This window comes from Kocuria sp. HSID17590, assembly GCF_003989485.1.
In the GTDB taxonomy this organism is placed as follows: domain Bacteria; phylum Actinomycetota; class Actinomycetes; order Actinomycetales; family Micrococcaceae; genus Kocuria; species Kocuria salsicia.
Genome location: NZ_RBMB01000009.1, coordinates 17,499 through 32,284, shown reverse-complemented (window position 1 = coordinate 32,284; position 14,786 = coordinate 17,499). Strand labels below are relative to the sequence as shown.

General features: G+C 71.5%; 11 protein-coding genes. 7 read left to right on the top strand and 4 right to left on the bottom strand.

Annotated features, from left to right (window positions below; all coding sequences use genetic code 11):
* The first annotated feature begins 32 nt into the window (after positions 1–32).
* Together D8M39_RS04650 and D8M39_RS04645 are read left to right on the top strand one after the other, a co-directional pair.
* Positions 33–1,412, top strand: a complete 1,380-nt coding sequence (locus D8M39_RS04650; RefSeq protein WP_126874519.1) for an NAD-dependent succinate-semialdehyde dehydrogenase — start codon at positions 33–35, stop codon at positions 1,410–1,412.
* Positions 1,413–1,535: 123 nt separating this feature from the next.
* A complete protein-coding gene (locus D8M39_RS04645; RefSeq protein WP_055085932.1) occupies positions 1,536–1,772 on the top strand; it encodes a PLDc N-terminal domain-containing protein in 237 nt (78 codons plus the stop codon).
* Positions 1,773–1,934: 162 nt separating this feature from the next.
* Here D8M39_RS04645 and D8M39_RS04640 read toward each other — a convergent pair whose 3' ends face one another.
* From D8M39_RS04640 to D8M39_RS04630, 3 genes are all read right to left on the bottom strand, one after another.
* Complete coding sequence (locus tag D8M39_RS04640; RefSeq protein ID WP_055085933.1) at positions 1,935–3,563, bottom strand: amidohydrolase; 1,629 nt, start codon at positions 3,561–3,563, stop codon at positions 1,935–1,937.
* Between the two features lie 123 nt (positions 3,564–3,686).
* A complete protein-coding gene (locus tag D8M39_RS04635) occupies positions 3,687–5,333 on the bottom strand; it encodes a thiamine pyrophosphate-dependent enzyme (protein ID WP_055085935.1) in 1,647 nt (548 codons plus the stop codon).
* 233 nt (positions 5,334–5,566) lie between these two features.
* Entirely contained in the window at positions 5,567–7,288 is a 1,722-nt protein-coding gene (locus tag D8M39_RS04630) for an amidohydrolase (protein ID WP_126874518.1), read from the bottom strand.
* 391 nt (positions 7,289–7,679) lie between these two features.
* Here D8M39_RS04630 and D8M39_RS04625 point away from each other — a divergent pair, with 391 nt between their 5' ends.
* From D8M39_RS04625 to D8M39_RS04610, 4 genes are all read left to right on the top strand, one after another.
* Positions 7,680–9,266: an amino acid permease gene (locus D8M39_RS04625; RefSeq protein WP_238693957.1), complete on the top strand. Its 1,587-nt coding sequence runs from the start codon at positions 7,680–7,682 to the stop codon at positions 9,264–9,266.
* A 141-nt stretch (positions 9,267–9,407) separates the two neighbouring features.
* On the top strand, positions 9,408–9,743 hold the full coding sequence (locus tag D8M39_RS04620; RefSeq protein WP_055085939.1) for a rhodanese-like domain-containing protein: 336 nt from the start codon (positions 9,408–9,410) through the stop codon (positions 9,741–9,743).
* Complete coding sequence (gene pheA / locus D8M39_RS04615; protein ID WP_126874517.1) at positions 9,740–10,741, top strand: prephenate dehydratase; 1,002 nt, start codon at positions 9,740–9,742, stop codon at positions 10,739–10,741. Before D8M39_RS04620 ends, pheA begins: the two co-directional genes overlap by 4 nt.
* 5 nt (positions 10,742–10,746) lie before the next feature.
* Positions 10,747–12,141, top strand: a complete 1,395-nt coding sequence (locus tag D8M39_RS04610) for a GntP family permease (RefSeq protein ID WP_126874548.1) — start codon at positions 10,747–10,749, stop codon at positions 12,139–12,141.
* A gap of 196 nt (positions 12,142–12,337) precedes the next feature.
* On the opposite strand, the gene D8M39_RS04605 is transcribed toward D8M39_RS04610, so the two are convergent.
* The gene (locus tag D8M39_RS04605) at positions 12,338–13,279 is read right to left on the bottom strand and encodes a diacylglycerol kinase family protein (protein ID WP_232300191.1); all 942 of its coding nucleotides are present in this window, start codon (positions 13,277–13,279) and stop codon (positions 12,338–12,340) included.
* Between the two features lie 107 nt (positions 13,280–13,386).
* Here D8M39_RS04605 and serS point away from each other — a divergent pair, with 107 nt between their 5' ends.
* The gene (gene serS, locus D8M39_RS04600) at positions 13,387–14,691 is read left to right on the top strand and encodes a serine--tRNA ligase (protein ID WP_055082565.1); all 1,305 of its coding nucleotides are present in this window, start codon (positions 13,387–13,389) and stop codon (positions 14,689–14,691) included.
* The last annotated feature ends 95 nt before the right edge of the window (positions 14,692–14,786 follow it).

Genomic DNA, 14,786 nt, shown 5'->3' with positions numbered 1-14,786 from the left:
CGGAGCTGTGTGACGCGGCATACGCTGGCACCATGGCTTACGCAACGATCAACCCCGCCACGGGGGAAACCGTCAAGGAATTCGAGACCGCCTCGGACCAGGAGGTGCGCGACGCCGTCGCCCGCTCCGCCGAGGAGTACAAGAGCTGGCGCACCGTGCCGGTGGCCGAGCGCGCCGCCATGATGCACCGGATGGCCGAGCTCTACCGCGAGCGCCAGGACGAGCTGGCCGCGCTGATCACGCTGGAGATGGGCAAGCCCGCCAAGCAGGCAGCCGGCGAGGTGCAGATCGTGGCCGCGATCTACGACTACTACGCGGACAACGCGGAGGAGTTCATGAAGGGCCGCACCCTCACCCCGTCCACCGGCGGGGAGGCCCGCGTGGTGCTGGACTCCACGGGCGTGCTGCTGGGCATCATGCCGTGGAACTTCCCCTACTACCAGGTGGCCCGTTTCGCCGCCCCGAACGTGATGCTGGGAAACACCGTCATCCTCAAGCACGCGGGCAACGTGCCGCAGTCCGCGCTCGTGCAGGAGCAGCTCTTCCACGAGGCGGGCTTCCCCGAGGACGTCTACATCAACGTGTTCGCGTCCAACGAGCAGATCGCGGAGATCATCATCCCGGACCCGGCGGTGCAGGGGGTGTCCCTGACCGGTTCGGAGCGGGCCGGCGCGTCCGTCGCGGCCACCGCCGGCAAGAACCTCAAGAAGGTGGTGCTGGAGCTGGGCGGTTCGGACCCGTTCATCGTGCTGGACAACTCCAACGTGGAGCGCACCGTGAAGCACGCGGTCTCCGGCCGCATGAACAACAGCGGCCAGGCGTGCACGAACTCCAAGCGCTTCATCGTGCTGGAGGACGCCTACGACACGTTCGTGGAGAACTTCGCGCAGGCCGTGCAGGGCCTCACCCCGGGTGACCCCACGGATGAGAAGACCTTCGTGGGCCCGGTGAGCACCGTGGGTGCCCGGGACGAGATCATGGAGCAGGTCCAGGACGCCGTGGCCAAGGGTGCCACCGTGCTTGCCGGCGGCGGCAAGCCGGACAAGCCGGGTGCCTGGATCGAGCCCACCCTGCTCGCGGACGTCACCCCTGAGATGCGTGCCTACGCGGAGGAGATCTTCGGTCCCGTGGCCGTGGTCTACAAGGTCAAGGACGTGGACGAGGCCGTGGAGCTCGCCAACTCCTCGCCGTTCGGCCTGGGCGGTTCCGTGTTCGGCGCGGACGAGGCCGCGGCCCTGGAGGTCGCGCAGCGCGTGGACTCCGGCATGGTCTTCGTCAACGCGGTCACCGGCACGGCCCCGGACCTGCCCTTCGGCGGCGTCAAGCGCTCCGGCGTGGGCCGTGAGCTGGGCCCGTTTGGCATCGAGGAGTTCGCCAACAAGAAGCTGATCCACACGCCCGGCAAGAAGTAGGGCACCCGCTCGACGTCGCCCCCGCACCCGTGACGGATGCGGGGGCGCCGTCGTACTCTGACGCAACGACGATCGCGCTGTAGAAAGTGCCTCTCGTCACGGACACACTCTCTGGAGGGCCCCATGAACCCGCTCGTTCCGTCACCGTTCGACCTGTTCATGCTCGCCCTGGGGGTGGTCGCTGCCGTCCTGTGGGTCGTGGCGATCTGGACTCTCGCGAAGAACAGGCACTGGACGCCCGCTCAACGGCTGCTGTGGCTGCTGCTGATACTGGTGGCCCCCGTCATCGGCCCGGCGCTGTGGCTGACAGTCGGCCGGCGCGCGGGCGCGACGTCTTCTAACGGGCGCCTGACTGCCTGACCACGTCCGGCACCGCGCCGCGCGCGGCAGGCGGGCGACGCCGCTCTGTGCAGTTCTGTGCAGTGCACGGGCGACGTCGCCGCGTGACGTGAGCGGGCGGCGTCGCCACCCGGCGCAGCGCCGAACGGGACGACGCCGCCCGGCGCGGTGGCCGCGCCCGCCTCAGTCCTCGCGCTGGTAGCGGATCTGGGCGCCCACCACGGTGGTGCGCACCACGGTGTCCCGCACGGCCTGGGCGTCCTCGGCGAAGACGTCCCGGTCCACGCAGATGAAGTCCGCGAGCATCCCGGGGGCGAGGCAGCCCTTGAGGTTCTCCTCGTAGGACGCGCGGGCCACGGCGTGGGTGTAGTAGTCCACGGCCTCGGGGCGCGTGATGGTCTCGTGGGGCTGCCAGCCACCCTCGGGGAGTCCGTCGCGGGTGCGGGTGATCGCGGCGTGGATGCCGTGGAACGGGTTGGGGTCCTCCACGGGCGCGTCCGAGCCGAAGACGAGCTCCGCCCCGGCCTCGCGCAGGCTGTTCCAGCCGTAGGCCACGAGGTCCCGGCCCTCCAGGAAGTCGTTCATGGGCATGTCCGAGGTGCAGTGCATGGGCTGCATGGACGCCGTGACCCCGAGCTCCCGCAACCGGGGGACGTCCCGGCGCTTGATGTACTGAGCGTGCTCGATGCGGTGGCGCAGCCCGAAGGCGCGGGAGATCGAACGGGTGGTGGCGATCGCGTCGAGTGCCTCGGTGGCGGCCTGGTCCCCGATCGCGTGCACGGCCGAGGCGATTCCCGCCGCGGCGGCCAGGTGGATCCAGTGGTCGAGCTCCTCGGGCTCCATGACGCTCATCCCGTGGTCCTGGGTGCCCGGCCACGGCTCGGACATGTGGCACGTGTGGGAGCCCAGGGCGCCGTCCGCGAAGAGCTTGAGGGGACCCATGGAGATCCACTCGTCACCGGCGCCCGTGCGGATCCCGCGGCGGATGAACTCGTGGATCTGCTCCTGGCGCAGGATCTTGTGCACGCGGATGTCCAGCTCGCCGCGCTCGCGCAGCTTGCGGTAGGCGTGGAGACAGTCCACGCCGTCGATGTCGTGGATGGACGTGATGCCGCGCTCCAGCAGCTCGCGCTGCCCGAGGGGGAGGTAGCTGTCGATATCCCCGGAGACGTCCGACTGCATGAGCCCGTCCCGGATGGGGATGGCCGCGGCCTCGCGCAGCACACCCGTGAGCTCGCCGTCCTCGTAGCGCTCGAACTCGCCGCCGTCCGGGTCCTTGACGGTGCGGTCCAGACCGAGCTCCTGCAGGGCTTTCGAGTTCAGCCACAGGGTGTGCAGGTCCAGGGAGCTCAGGGCCACGGGGATGTCCGGCGCCACGGTGTCCAGCACGCGGCGGTCCGGCAGCTCGGAGGTGGTCCACGCGTTGATGTTCCACTGCCCGCCGAAGATCCAGGTGATCGACTCGTCCGCCATGGCCCGCTCCACGAACGGGCGCAGGACCGCCAGAGCGGAGTCCAGGTCCGTGCAGTGGCGCATGTCCGGCTCGATGAGCGAGCGAGAGTACATGGCGGAGTGGATGTGGCCGTCCCCCATGCCCGGCATCACGAACCCACCGCCCAGGTCCGTGCGCTCCGTGCCCAGCGGCGCCTGGTCCTTCAGCTCGCGGTAGTCGCCCACCGCGAGGATGCGGTCCCCGGAGGTCAGCACGGCGTCCGGGTGCGCCATCTCGTGGGACTGCCACTGGCCCTGGGGCGTCCAGCCGGTGGCCGGGTTCATCGCGTGGACCGTGGCGTTGTGGAACAGGCGGTGCATGGTGGGACTCCTCGTGGTGCGCCGAACACGGCAGCGGCTGGCGGCCACCGATCGTCACGGACCACCCTACGGCGACGCCGCCGCGGACCCGAGGGGCGCGGCACGCCGCCGTTGCGGGGACAGCTACATCCCGGGCAGCAGCTTCGCCGGGTCCGCGACCACGTGCACCACGGCCGGGACCCGGTCCTCGGTGACGGCGCGCACGCCGTCGGCAATGACGCCCTCGATGTCCTCGTTGCGCTCCAGCCGCGCCCCGAACGCGCCGTAGCCGCGGGCCACCGCGGCGAAGTCCGGGTTGCGCAGCTGCGTGCCGGAGACCCGGCCGGGATAGTGGCGCTCCTGGTGCGCGCGGATGGTGCCGTACTGGCCGTTGTCCACGACCACGATCAGCGGGTGCGCGCCGTACTGCACCGCGGTGGCCAGCTCCTGCGAGTTCATGAGGAACTCGCCGTCCCCGGAGACCGAGAGCACGAAGCGCTCGGGCTGGGCCAGGGAGACGGCGACGGCGGACGGCACGGAGTAGCCCATGGTCCCGTTGCGCACCGAGAAGTGGCACGGGTAGCCGCCCTTGGGCACGTAGCGCTGAGCCCACGCGGTGTGGTTGCCGGAGCCGGTGGTCACCGCGGTGTCCTCGGGCAGGTGGGGCAGCAGAGCCTTGACCACCAGCTCCATGTCCGCGGTCCCGGGGGCGTTGTTCCCGGCGGTCGACGGGATCCGCATGTGCTCGCGGTGCGCGCTCGCGGCGGGTTCCAGCCAGCCCGTCCAATCGGGGTGCTCGCCGAGGTCCAGTCCGGCGACGGCGCGGCCGAAGGCCACGGGGCTCGCCAGGACGTGGCGGGCCACCGCACCGGAGTGCTGGCGCAGCGCGGCGTCCACGTTGACCACCCAGTTGCGGGCCGAGCGCTCCTGGCGCAGCGTGAAGCCGTCGGTGGGGATGTCGGAGAGGGTGGTGCCCACCACCAGCAGGAGGTCCGCGTCCCGCAGCACGCGCACGGAGTCCTCGGTGCGGCTGTAGCCGAGCTCGCCCACGGCCACGGGTGAGTCGGTGCGGATCCGGTCCCCGGCGCGCCAGTCGGAGACCACGGGGATGCCGTGGCGCTCCGCGAACCCGCTGACCTGCGCGGCGGCCTCGGGGGTCCACCGCGGTCCGCCGAGCATGATGGCAGGCCTTTCGGCCGTCTCCAGTGCGGCGGCCAGCTCCGCGAGATCCTCCGCGGAGACCGCGCCCTCGGCCACGGGCAGCGGCGGGACCACGGGGGCGTCCGTGCGCTGGGTGATGACGTCCTCCGGCAGTCCCACCACCACGGGACCGGGGCGCCCGGAGCTCGCGGCGAAGAACGCCTCCGCCACGTACTCGGAGGCCCGGTCCGGGTCGTCCAGGACCATCACCCGCTTGGCCTGGGAGCCGAACCACTGGTGGGGGTCGAACTCCTGGAAGGCCTCCTTCTCCCGGTGCGCCACGGGCACCAGGCCCACGAAGAGCACCAGGGGAGTGGAGTCCTGCCACGCGAGGTGCACGCCCACGAACGCGTTGGACGCGCCCGGTCCGCGGGTCACCATGGCCACGCCCGGGCGGCCGGTCAACTTGCCGTGGGCCTCCGCCATGTAGGTCACCCCGCCCTCCTGGCGGCACACCACGTTCTGCACGGACGAGTCGTGGAGCCCGTCCAGCACGTCCAGGAAGCTCTCCCCGGGCACGGTGAACACGCGGTCCACGCCGTGGGCCTCGAGGGACTCGACGATCAGGTGGCCGGCGGACTGCTCTGGCATGTCTTCTCCTGTGTGTCCTGGCGGGGAGGCCCGGGACGCTCGCGGTCCCGGTCACCCGGGGTGGCCGGGGTGACCCGCGCCACGCGGGCGGTGGTCCCGTGAGCCTACCGCCGCGCCGTCGAGGTCGGCCGGGTTCGCACGGGGGCCGTCGGGCGCGTACGGCCTGCGGGCCGTCCGGGACGGGCCCCGAGCCGTGATGGGTCAACGGCGGGAGCGGTCGACGGCGCGTGCGCTCACAGGCTCCCGTGGACCACCTCGCCCCCGATCACCGTGGCGGTGACCCCGATGTCCTTGATGCTCGTGGGATCCACCGCGTAGATGTCCTCGGAGAGCACCACGAAGTCTGCGAGCCTGCCCGTGCTCAGCGAGCCCTTCTCGTGCTCCTGGTGGGAAGCCTTCGCGCTGGCCACGGTGTAGGCGTGCAGCGCCTCGTCCACGGTGATGCGCTCCTCGGGGACGAAGTCCGCCCCGGAGGCGGTGCGGCGGTTGACCATGTCGTGGATGTTGGACAGCGGCGGGTAGTCCACGATGGGGGCGTCCGTGGACGCGGGCACCGTCATGCCGGCGTCCAGCAGGGACTTCATGCGGTAGCAGAACCGGGTGCGCTCGGGCCCGAGCGCACGGGCCATGCCGTCGCCGAGCTCGTTGACGAACCTGCCCTGCGGCACGGGAACCACGCCGAGCGACGCCGCCCGCGCCACCTGCTCGTCGCTGGCCACGCCGAAGTGCTCGATGCGGTGGCGGCAGTCCTCGCGCGGGAACCGGCGCTGGGCCTCCTCGATGATGTCCAGGACCACGTCCACGGCGCCGTCGCCGATGGCGTGGACGGCCAGCTGCCAGCCGTTCTCGTGGGCGGCCACGAGCCGGGTCTCGAGCCACTCGCGGGGGAACTGCAGGTAGCCGAGGTTCTCCTCCGCGGCGCAGGAGTGGGCCTCGCCCTCCGCGGGCTGGGCGCCGTCGGCGGGGGAGGTCTCCGGCTCGTAGCCCACCGTCATCAGCGCCGAGCGCCCGATCAGCGAGCCGTCCGAGAGCACCTTGACCGCGCCGATGCGCAGCCGCTCGTCGCCCATCCCGGAGCGGATGCCGAGGTCCAGCCCCAACGCCTGGCCCTCGTACGGGTACGGCTCGGCCACCGTGAGCCCGGTGGGGTCCACGGGGTGCAGGGTCGTGAGGTAGGGCATCACGGTGGCGCGCACGCACAGCAGCCCCTCGTCCCGGGCGAGCTGGTAGGCGGCGATGTCCGTGGGGGACTGGCCCAGGTGCGCGGGGGCCCCGAGCCCCGGCTCGGTGATGGACGTGATTCCGGCGGCCACGGCGACGTCGCTCGCGGCCCCGATCTGCTCCGCCACCACGCGCGTGGTCTTGGCGGGGACGTGGTCCGAGACCAGCGCGCGGGCAGTCTCCTCGAGCAGGCCCTGCGCCGCGCCGTCGTCGTCCAGCGGGACACGGCCACCCTCCGGGACGGTGAAGCCGGTGCGCCCCGGGTAGCCGGCCACCGCGAACGCGGCCGAGTTCGCCACGGCCATGTGGCGCGAGTTGTGCCACAGCCACACCGGGTTCTGCGGGGCCACGGCGTCCAGCTCCACGGCCAGCGGGTGGTGGCCGTCCAGGTAGTTCTGGTCGTAGCCCTGGCCCATGACCCACTCGCCCGGCTCCGCGTCCCGCGCGGCGGCGCCGATCCGCTCCAGCAGCTCCGCCATGGTGGGTGCGGCGCGCGGGCTCACGTCCACCTGCACGAGCGCCTCGCCGAGCAGGCTCAGGTGGCAGTGCGCGTCGTGGAAGCCGGGGACAACCGTGGCGCCGCCCAGGTCCACCACGCGCGCGAACGTCTCGCGCGGCAGCTGCTCGTCCACGCTCACGATCCTCTCGCCGTGCACCCCCAGCGCGTGCACCACCGGGTGCTCGGGGTCCTGCGTGTGGATGGATCCGTTCGTGAAGATCACGTCGAGTGCCATGGCGGTGCCGTCCTCGGGGTCGTGCGGGCTCCGCGCACCGGGTTCCGGGCACGACGTCGTGCGCACGGCCCGCGGGCGGGTCCGCCCATCGTCTCGCGCGGGTGTGCCCCGTGTCACGCGACGTCGCCCACCGTGACGGTCGGTGACCAGCCGTGATGGGCAGTGACCCGGCAGCGACCGGTCGTGACCGGTGGCGACGGGCGGCGACGCGCGGCGCCCCGGCCCGCCCACCTGGCCGGCGCCCGGGAGGGGGGCTGACGCAAACCCGGGGCGCCGTCGCGCGGCGACTACCCTCGAGGCACACGGCATCGACCGCCCCCGCACCGGGGCGTGGACGGGCCACTGGCCTCTCGCACGGACGTGCCCCCACCTCGCACAGCAGGAGAACGCCATGCCGTTCGATCCCCAGGCGCCGGCCACCGGCCCCATGCCCGTCTACCAGGAGAGGGGTGACCAGGGGTACAAGAAGTCCCTGGGCCACTTCCAGATCCAGATGATCGGCATCGGCGGTGCCATCGGCGTGGGCCTGTTCCTGGGGATCGGCGGGCGCCTGGCCGCGGCGGGACCCGCGCTGATCGTCTCCTACCTGGTGGTCTCCACCGTGGTGTACCTGCTCATGCGCGCCCTCGGGGAGCTCGTGATCCACCGGCCCACCACGGGCGCGTGGGTCTCCTACGCGCGCGAGTTCGTGGGCGAGCGCTTCGCGTTCATGACGGGGTGGATCTACGTGGCGCTCTCCGCCGTGGCCGGGGTGGGCGAGATCGCCGCGCTCGCGGTGTACGTGCAGTTCTGGTGGCCCGAGATCCCGGGCTGGATCCCGTCCCTGGTGGCGGCGATGACGATCGTGGGGTGCAACCTGCTCAGCGTGAAGCTCTACGGGTTCATCGAAACGTGGGCAGCCATGGTCAAGGTGCTCGCGATCCTGCTGTTCCTGGCGGCGGGCATCATCCTGGTGGTCGCCGGCGACATCTTCCACGCGCCCACCGCGGCGTCGGTCTCCAACCTGTGGAGCAACGGCTTCGCCACGCACGGCGTGCTGGTGCTGGTGGTCGTGATGACCGGCGTGGTCTTCTCCTTCTCCGCGATCGAGATCGTGGGCGTCTCCGCCGGCGAGGCCAAGGACCCCGAGAAGTCCATGCCCAAGGCCATCAACTCCGTGGTGCTGCGCATCGCGCTCTTCTACATCGGCTCCATCCTGGTGCTGTCCATGCTGCTGCCCACGGACCAGTACTCCGGGGAGCAGTCCCCGTTCGTGACCGCGCTGTCCTCCCTGAACATCCCGGCGCTCGCGGGGATCATGAACTTCGTGGTGCTCACGGCGGCGATCTCCGGCGTGAACGCGACCCTGTACGCGAGCGTGCGGCTGCTGCGCAACCTCTCCGCGCACGGCCAGGCGCCCAAGGTGATGGCGTCGGTGGGCCACCGCGGGGTGCCCACGGGCGCGCTGCTGTGCATCTTCGGCTTCGACCTGGTCGGCATCGTGATGATCTACGCGCTGGGCGCCTCGGACGCGTTCGAGGTGGTGCTCAGCGCCTGCTCGATCTTCGTGCTCTTCGGCTGGATCTCGATCTTCGTCTCCCACCTGGGCTACCGGCGCCAGGTGGCCCGCGGACAGGTCGCCCCCGTGCACTTCAAGATGCCCGGCGCGCCCGTGACCAACTACGTGTGCCTGGTGTTCCTCACGGTGCTCTCCCTCTACATCATGTTCGACTTCAGCAACCCCCGCTGGTACTACAGCCTCCTGGCCGGCGTGCTGATCCTGGTGGCCACGAACATCGGCTACGAGATCTCCCGGCGCCACGTGCGCCGCAACGGCCTGCCGGACCTCACGCCCTCGCACGAGGAGCACGACGACGACGCCGAGCGCACCGCTGCTCCCCGCACCGGCACTGACGCCGACCACTCCGCCGGTTCCGCCGCGGGCGGGCCCGGGGCACCGCGGAACGACGCCGAGGGGCGTGGCCCCGGCACGCGCTGAGCGCCGTCGTCCCCCGGTCCGTGGACGTGAGCCGCGCCACGGCTCGCGGTCCCGCCGGAATCGGTTCCCCTGCCGCTAGGGTGGAGCACTGGTAAATCCGGGGCGCCGCGAAAAGTGGCGGGACCGAGGCTGGAGGAGCACATGGACAACGTCAACAACCTGCCGTCCGCGAGCGTGGACGAGATCCCCGCGGGCGCACCCGTTCTGGACGTGCGCGAGCAGGACGAGTGGGACGCCGGGCACATCGAGGGCGCGCAGCACCTGCCGCTCTCGCAGCTCGCCGAGCGCACCGACGAGGTGCCGCTGGACGTGGACGTCTACGTGATCTGCCGCTCCGGAGGCCGCTCGCTGCGCGCCACCGCGTACCTCGCGCAGTACGGCTACGACCCCGTGAACGTGCTCGGGGGCATGGGCGCGTGGGCGGACGCCGGCAAGCCGATCGTGTCCGAGACCGGGGAAACGGCGCGCGTGCTGTGAATGCCGCGGTCTCCGGCGTGGCCCCGGGTCCCTCGGACCCGGGGCCACGCGCCCGTCGCTACGCGTTCCTGGGCCCGGAGGGCACCTTCACCGAGGCCGCGCTGCTGCAGGTCCCGGGGGCGGCGGACGCCGAGTGCGTCCCCATGAACTCGGTGCCCGCTGCGCTCGCCGCGGTGCGCGAGGAGACGGTGGACGCCGCCGTCGTCCCCCTCGAGAACTCGGTGGAGGGCGGGGTGAGCGCCACGCTCGACGACGTCTCCTTCGGCGCCGAGCTGCGGATCCTGCGGGAGATCCTCGTGCCCATCCGCTTCGTGCTCGTGGCACCGGACGGCGTGCGGCTGCAGGACGTCCGCACCGTCTCGACCCACTCGCACGCGTGGGCGCAGATCCGCGGCTGGGCCGAGGCGAACCTGCCGGGCGTCACGTACGTCCCGGCGCCGTCCACGGCCGCCTCCGCGGTGGCCATGCTCGACGGCCGCGGCGGGGTCAGCACCGAGGGCCTGGGCTACGACGCCGGGGTGTGCTCGCCCGTGGTCGTCCAGCGGCACCCGGAGCTGCGCGTGCTCGCAGAGGACATCAGCGACAACGAGCAGGCCGTGACGCGCTTCGTGCTCGTGGCCCGCCCGGACGCCCCCATGCCCGCCCCCACCGGGGCGGACAAGACCTCCCTGGTGGTTCCCCTGTGGGAGGACCGCCCCGGCGCGCTGCTGGAGATCCTCGAGCAGTTCGCCACCCGCGGCGTGAACCTCACCCGCATCGAGTCCCGCCCCACCAAGACCCACCTGGGCGACTACTTCTTCTCTGTGGACATCGACGGCCACATCCAGGACGACCGCGTCGCAGACGCCCTCATGGGCGTGCGCCGGATCTGTCCCCGCACCCGTTTCCTCGGCTCCTACCCCCGCGCGGACAGGCGCGAGGTCCGCGTGGCGAAGCACCACAGTGACGCCGCATTCATCCAGGCCCGCTCGTGGGTCGACAACCTGAAAGGACAGTGACGTCCATGGACATCGAGGGCTGGAGCCAGACGCTCACCGCCGGCCCCCTCCTGCTCATCGCAGCCGCGGCGATCGCCGTGCTGCTGGTGCTCATCATCAAGCTGCGCGTGCACGCGTTCCTGGCACTGATCATCATCTCGGCCCTCACGGCCTTCGCCACCGGCATCCCCACGGACCAGGTGGTCCCCGTGATGCTGGACGGGTTCGGCAAGATGCTCGCCAGCGTGGCCCTGCTCGTGGGCCTCGGCGCGATGCTCGGGCGCCTGCTGGAGACCTCCGGCGGCGCGCAGGTGCTCGCGGACCGGCTGATCCGGGCGTTCGGCGAGAAACGGGCACCGCTCGCGCTCGGCGTGGCCTCCCTGCTGTTCGGCTTCCCGATCTTCTTCGACGCCGGCCTGGTGGTCATGCTGCCCGTGGTCTTCTCGGTGGCCCGACGGCTCGGCGGCAGCGTGCTGACCTACGCGCTGCCCGCCGTGGGCGCGTTCTCCGTGATGCACGTGTTCCTGCCGCCCCACCCGGGGCCGGTCACTGCGGCCACGTTCTTCGAGGCCAACGTGGGCTACATCATCCTGGTGGGCCTGGTCTGCGCGATCCCCACCTGGTACGTCTCCTCCTACCTGTTCGGCAAGATCGCCGGACGCCGCATCAAGCTCCCGGTCCCCACCATCCTGGGCAAGGCCGAGGACGTGTCCAACCCGCCGTCCGTGGGCGCGGTGGTTTCCATGCTGCTGCTGCCCATGGTGCTGATCTTCCTGAACACGGGACTGGGCACCCTGGCCAAGTCCGGTGTGGTCTCCGAGGAGACCTCCTCCCAGACGTGGTACGAGCTGCTGCGTGCTCTCGGTGAGACCCCCATCGCCCTGACCATCACCCTGATCGTGGCCATGCTGACGATCGGGAAGGCACGCGGGATCTCCGGCACCGCCATCGAGAAGACCTTCGAATCCGCGCTCGGCCCGGTGTGCTCGGTCATCCTGATCACCGGCGCCGGCGGCATGTTCGGTGGTGTGCTGCGCACCTCCGGGATCGGCGACGCCCTCGAGGACGTGCTCTCGGACCTCGGAATCCCCGTGATCCTGGCGGGCTTCCTGATCGCGGTGATCATGCGCGTGGCACAGGGCTCGGCCACTGTCGCTCTGACCACGGCGGCCGGGCTGGTCTCGCCGGCCGTGCTCGCGGGCGGCTACAACGACGTCCAGCTCGCCGCCCTCGTGGTGGCCGTGGCCGCCGGCTCCGTGGCGCTGTCCCACGTCAACGACTCCGGTTTCTGGCTCGTCGGCCGCTTCCTGGAGATGGACGTGCGCACCACGTTCAAGACCTGGACGGTGCTCGAGACCATCATCGGCGTGCTCGGCTTCGTGCTCGCCGCCCTGGTGTTCGCGGTGGCCGGGGCCTTCTGACCCCCGTTCCCCGCGGCGGGGACGACGGCGACGCCGTCGCCTCCCGCTCCCGCCGCGCCTCGCCGCGGTCCCGCCGAGGGACCCGCGAACTGCTGAGAGAACGACCCGGTCCTCCCGCGGGAGGACCGGGTCGTTCGTCGTCTGCCCGGCGGTGTTGGTTCACCCGGGGCGGCCCGTCCGGGTCGGTCGGCCCGGGTCAGTCCGCCTGGGACGGCGGGACGCGGACCCGCAGGGAGCGTTGGTCCACGGTGGACTCCAGCGCGGTGATGCTGCCGAGCAGGTCCCCGTCCACCTCGCACTCGATGGGCTCGTGGAACTCCACGCGCACGGACCTGCCGCTGTAGTAGTCGATCACCGGCAGCTCGTGGCGGTGGCGGAAGGCCACCTTGGCGGCCATCCCGAGCCATCCCACGAGCGAGCGAGGTGACATCACCACGAGGTCCAGGAAGCCGTCGTCCAGCTTGGCGTTCGGCACCAGGATCAGCCCGGCCGTGAGCTCGCCGCAGTTGCAGACCATCACGGAGCGCACCAGGCGGGACTCCCACGGGCCGCCGTCCACGCTGAACCGTGCCCACCGGGGGTGGTTGAAGAGGTGGCGCATCCCGGCCTCGCCGTACGCGGCCCAGCCCACCAGGTTCTTGAGGTCGTCCTTGGTGTCCGCCATGATCTGGGCGTCGAAGCCCGCGCCGCCCATGACCAGGAAGCGGTGGTCCTCCGTGCGCCCGTCCGCGGTCTCCAGGTGCATGGTGATGGAGTCGATCGCCTTCTGCGAGCCGAACAGCGCCACGTCCACGGAGTGGTGCGGGTCCGCGAGGTCGGCGTGCAGGTTGCGTGCCAGCAGGTTCCCGGTGCCCAGCGGCACGAGGCCCAGGGGGACGCCGCCGCCCACCAGGGACTCTCCGACCGCGCGGATGGTGCCGTCCCCACCCGCGGCCAGCACGACGTCGGCGCCAGACTCCACCGCGCGCCGCGCCATGGAGAAACCGGGGTCGTCGATCTCCGTCTCGTAGATCACCGGATCCGCCCAGCCCGCCTTGCGGCACGCCACGATCACCGCGTCCCGGGCCACTCCCGCCTGGGCCTTGATCGGGTTGACCACCATGGCCACTCGCTGGGGCTGCCACCTGTTGTCCGGCACTGAGTCCCTTCCGGGGATCGGTTCACGCTGGTTGTCGATAGGCCGCAAGTCTACGGGCCCGGCCTCCCCGTTCCCCGGGACACCGCCCGGTTGGATACCCTGGACGGGTGATCGACATCAACGACCTGCGCGCCGACCCTGAAACCTACCGTGCCTCTCAGACCGCCCGCGGGGCGGACGCGGGGCTCGTGGACCGCATCCTGGAGGCGGACTCCCGGCGCCGCAGCGCGATCACGGACTTCGAGTCCCTGCGCGCGGAGCAGAACGCCTTCGGCAAGAAGGTGGCCAAGGCCCAGGGCGAGGAGAAGCAGCAGCTGCTGGCCCAGGTCAAGCAGCTCGCCGCGGACGTGAAGACCGCGCAGGCCACCGCGGACGAGGCGCAGGCCCTGCAGCAGGAGCTCGTGGCACAGTTCCCCAACGTCATCGTGGAGGGCATCCCCTCCGGCGGCGAGGACGACTTCGTGCTGCTGCGCACCGAGGGCACCCCCCGGGACTTCGCGGCCGAGGGCTTCGAGCCCCTCGACCACCTGGCGCTCGGGGAGCTGCTGGACGGCATCGACATGGAGCGCGGCGCCAAGGTCTCCGGCTCCCGGTTCTACTTCCTCAAGCGGGACGTCGCCCGGCTCGAGACCGCGCTGCTGATGGCCGCGCAGGACCTCGCCCTGGACAACGGGTTCGTCCCCATGACCACGCCCAACCTGGTGCGCCCGGCCATCATGAACGGCACGGGATTCGACGTGGAGCACGACGACGAGATCTACCGCGTGGGCAAGGACGACCTCTACCTGGTGGGCACCTCCGAGGTGGCGCTGGCCGGGTACCACCAGGACGAGATCCTGGACCTGGCCGACGGCCCGCTGCGCTACGCCGGGTGGTCCTCGTGCTACCGCCGCGAGGCCGGTTCCGCGGGCAAGGACACCCGCGGCATCATCCGCGTGCACCAGTTCAACAAACTGGAGATGTTCGTCTACTGCCGTCCGGAGGACGCCGCCGCCGAGCACGAGAAGCTGCTCGCGTGGGAGGAGCAGATGCTGCAGGCGTGCGGGCTCGCCTACCGTGTGATTGACACCGCCGCGGGGGACCTCGGCACCTCCGCCGCCCGCAAGTTCGACTGCGAGGCCTGGATCCCCACGCAGGGCAAGTACCGCGAGCTGACCTCCACCTCCAACTGCACCACCTACCAGGCGCGCCGGCTCAACATCCGCGAGCGGCTGCCCGAGACCACGGACGCTAACGGCAAGGTCAAGAAGGGCGGCACGCGCGCCGTCGCCACCCTCAACGGTACGCTCGCCACCACCCGCTGGCTCGTGGCGCTGCTCGAGACCCACCAGCAGACGGACGGCTCCGTGACGATCCCGCAGATCCTGCGCCCGTACATGCGCGGCCAGGAGGTCATGCGCCCCGTCGCGTGAGCAGCCGCGCCCCCCGCCCGACGACGCTGCTCTCCGACGATGTCGCCCGCCCGCCGTGCCCGCGCACGGTGCGCGGGCGTCGTCGTTTGCCGCCC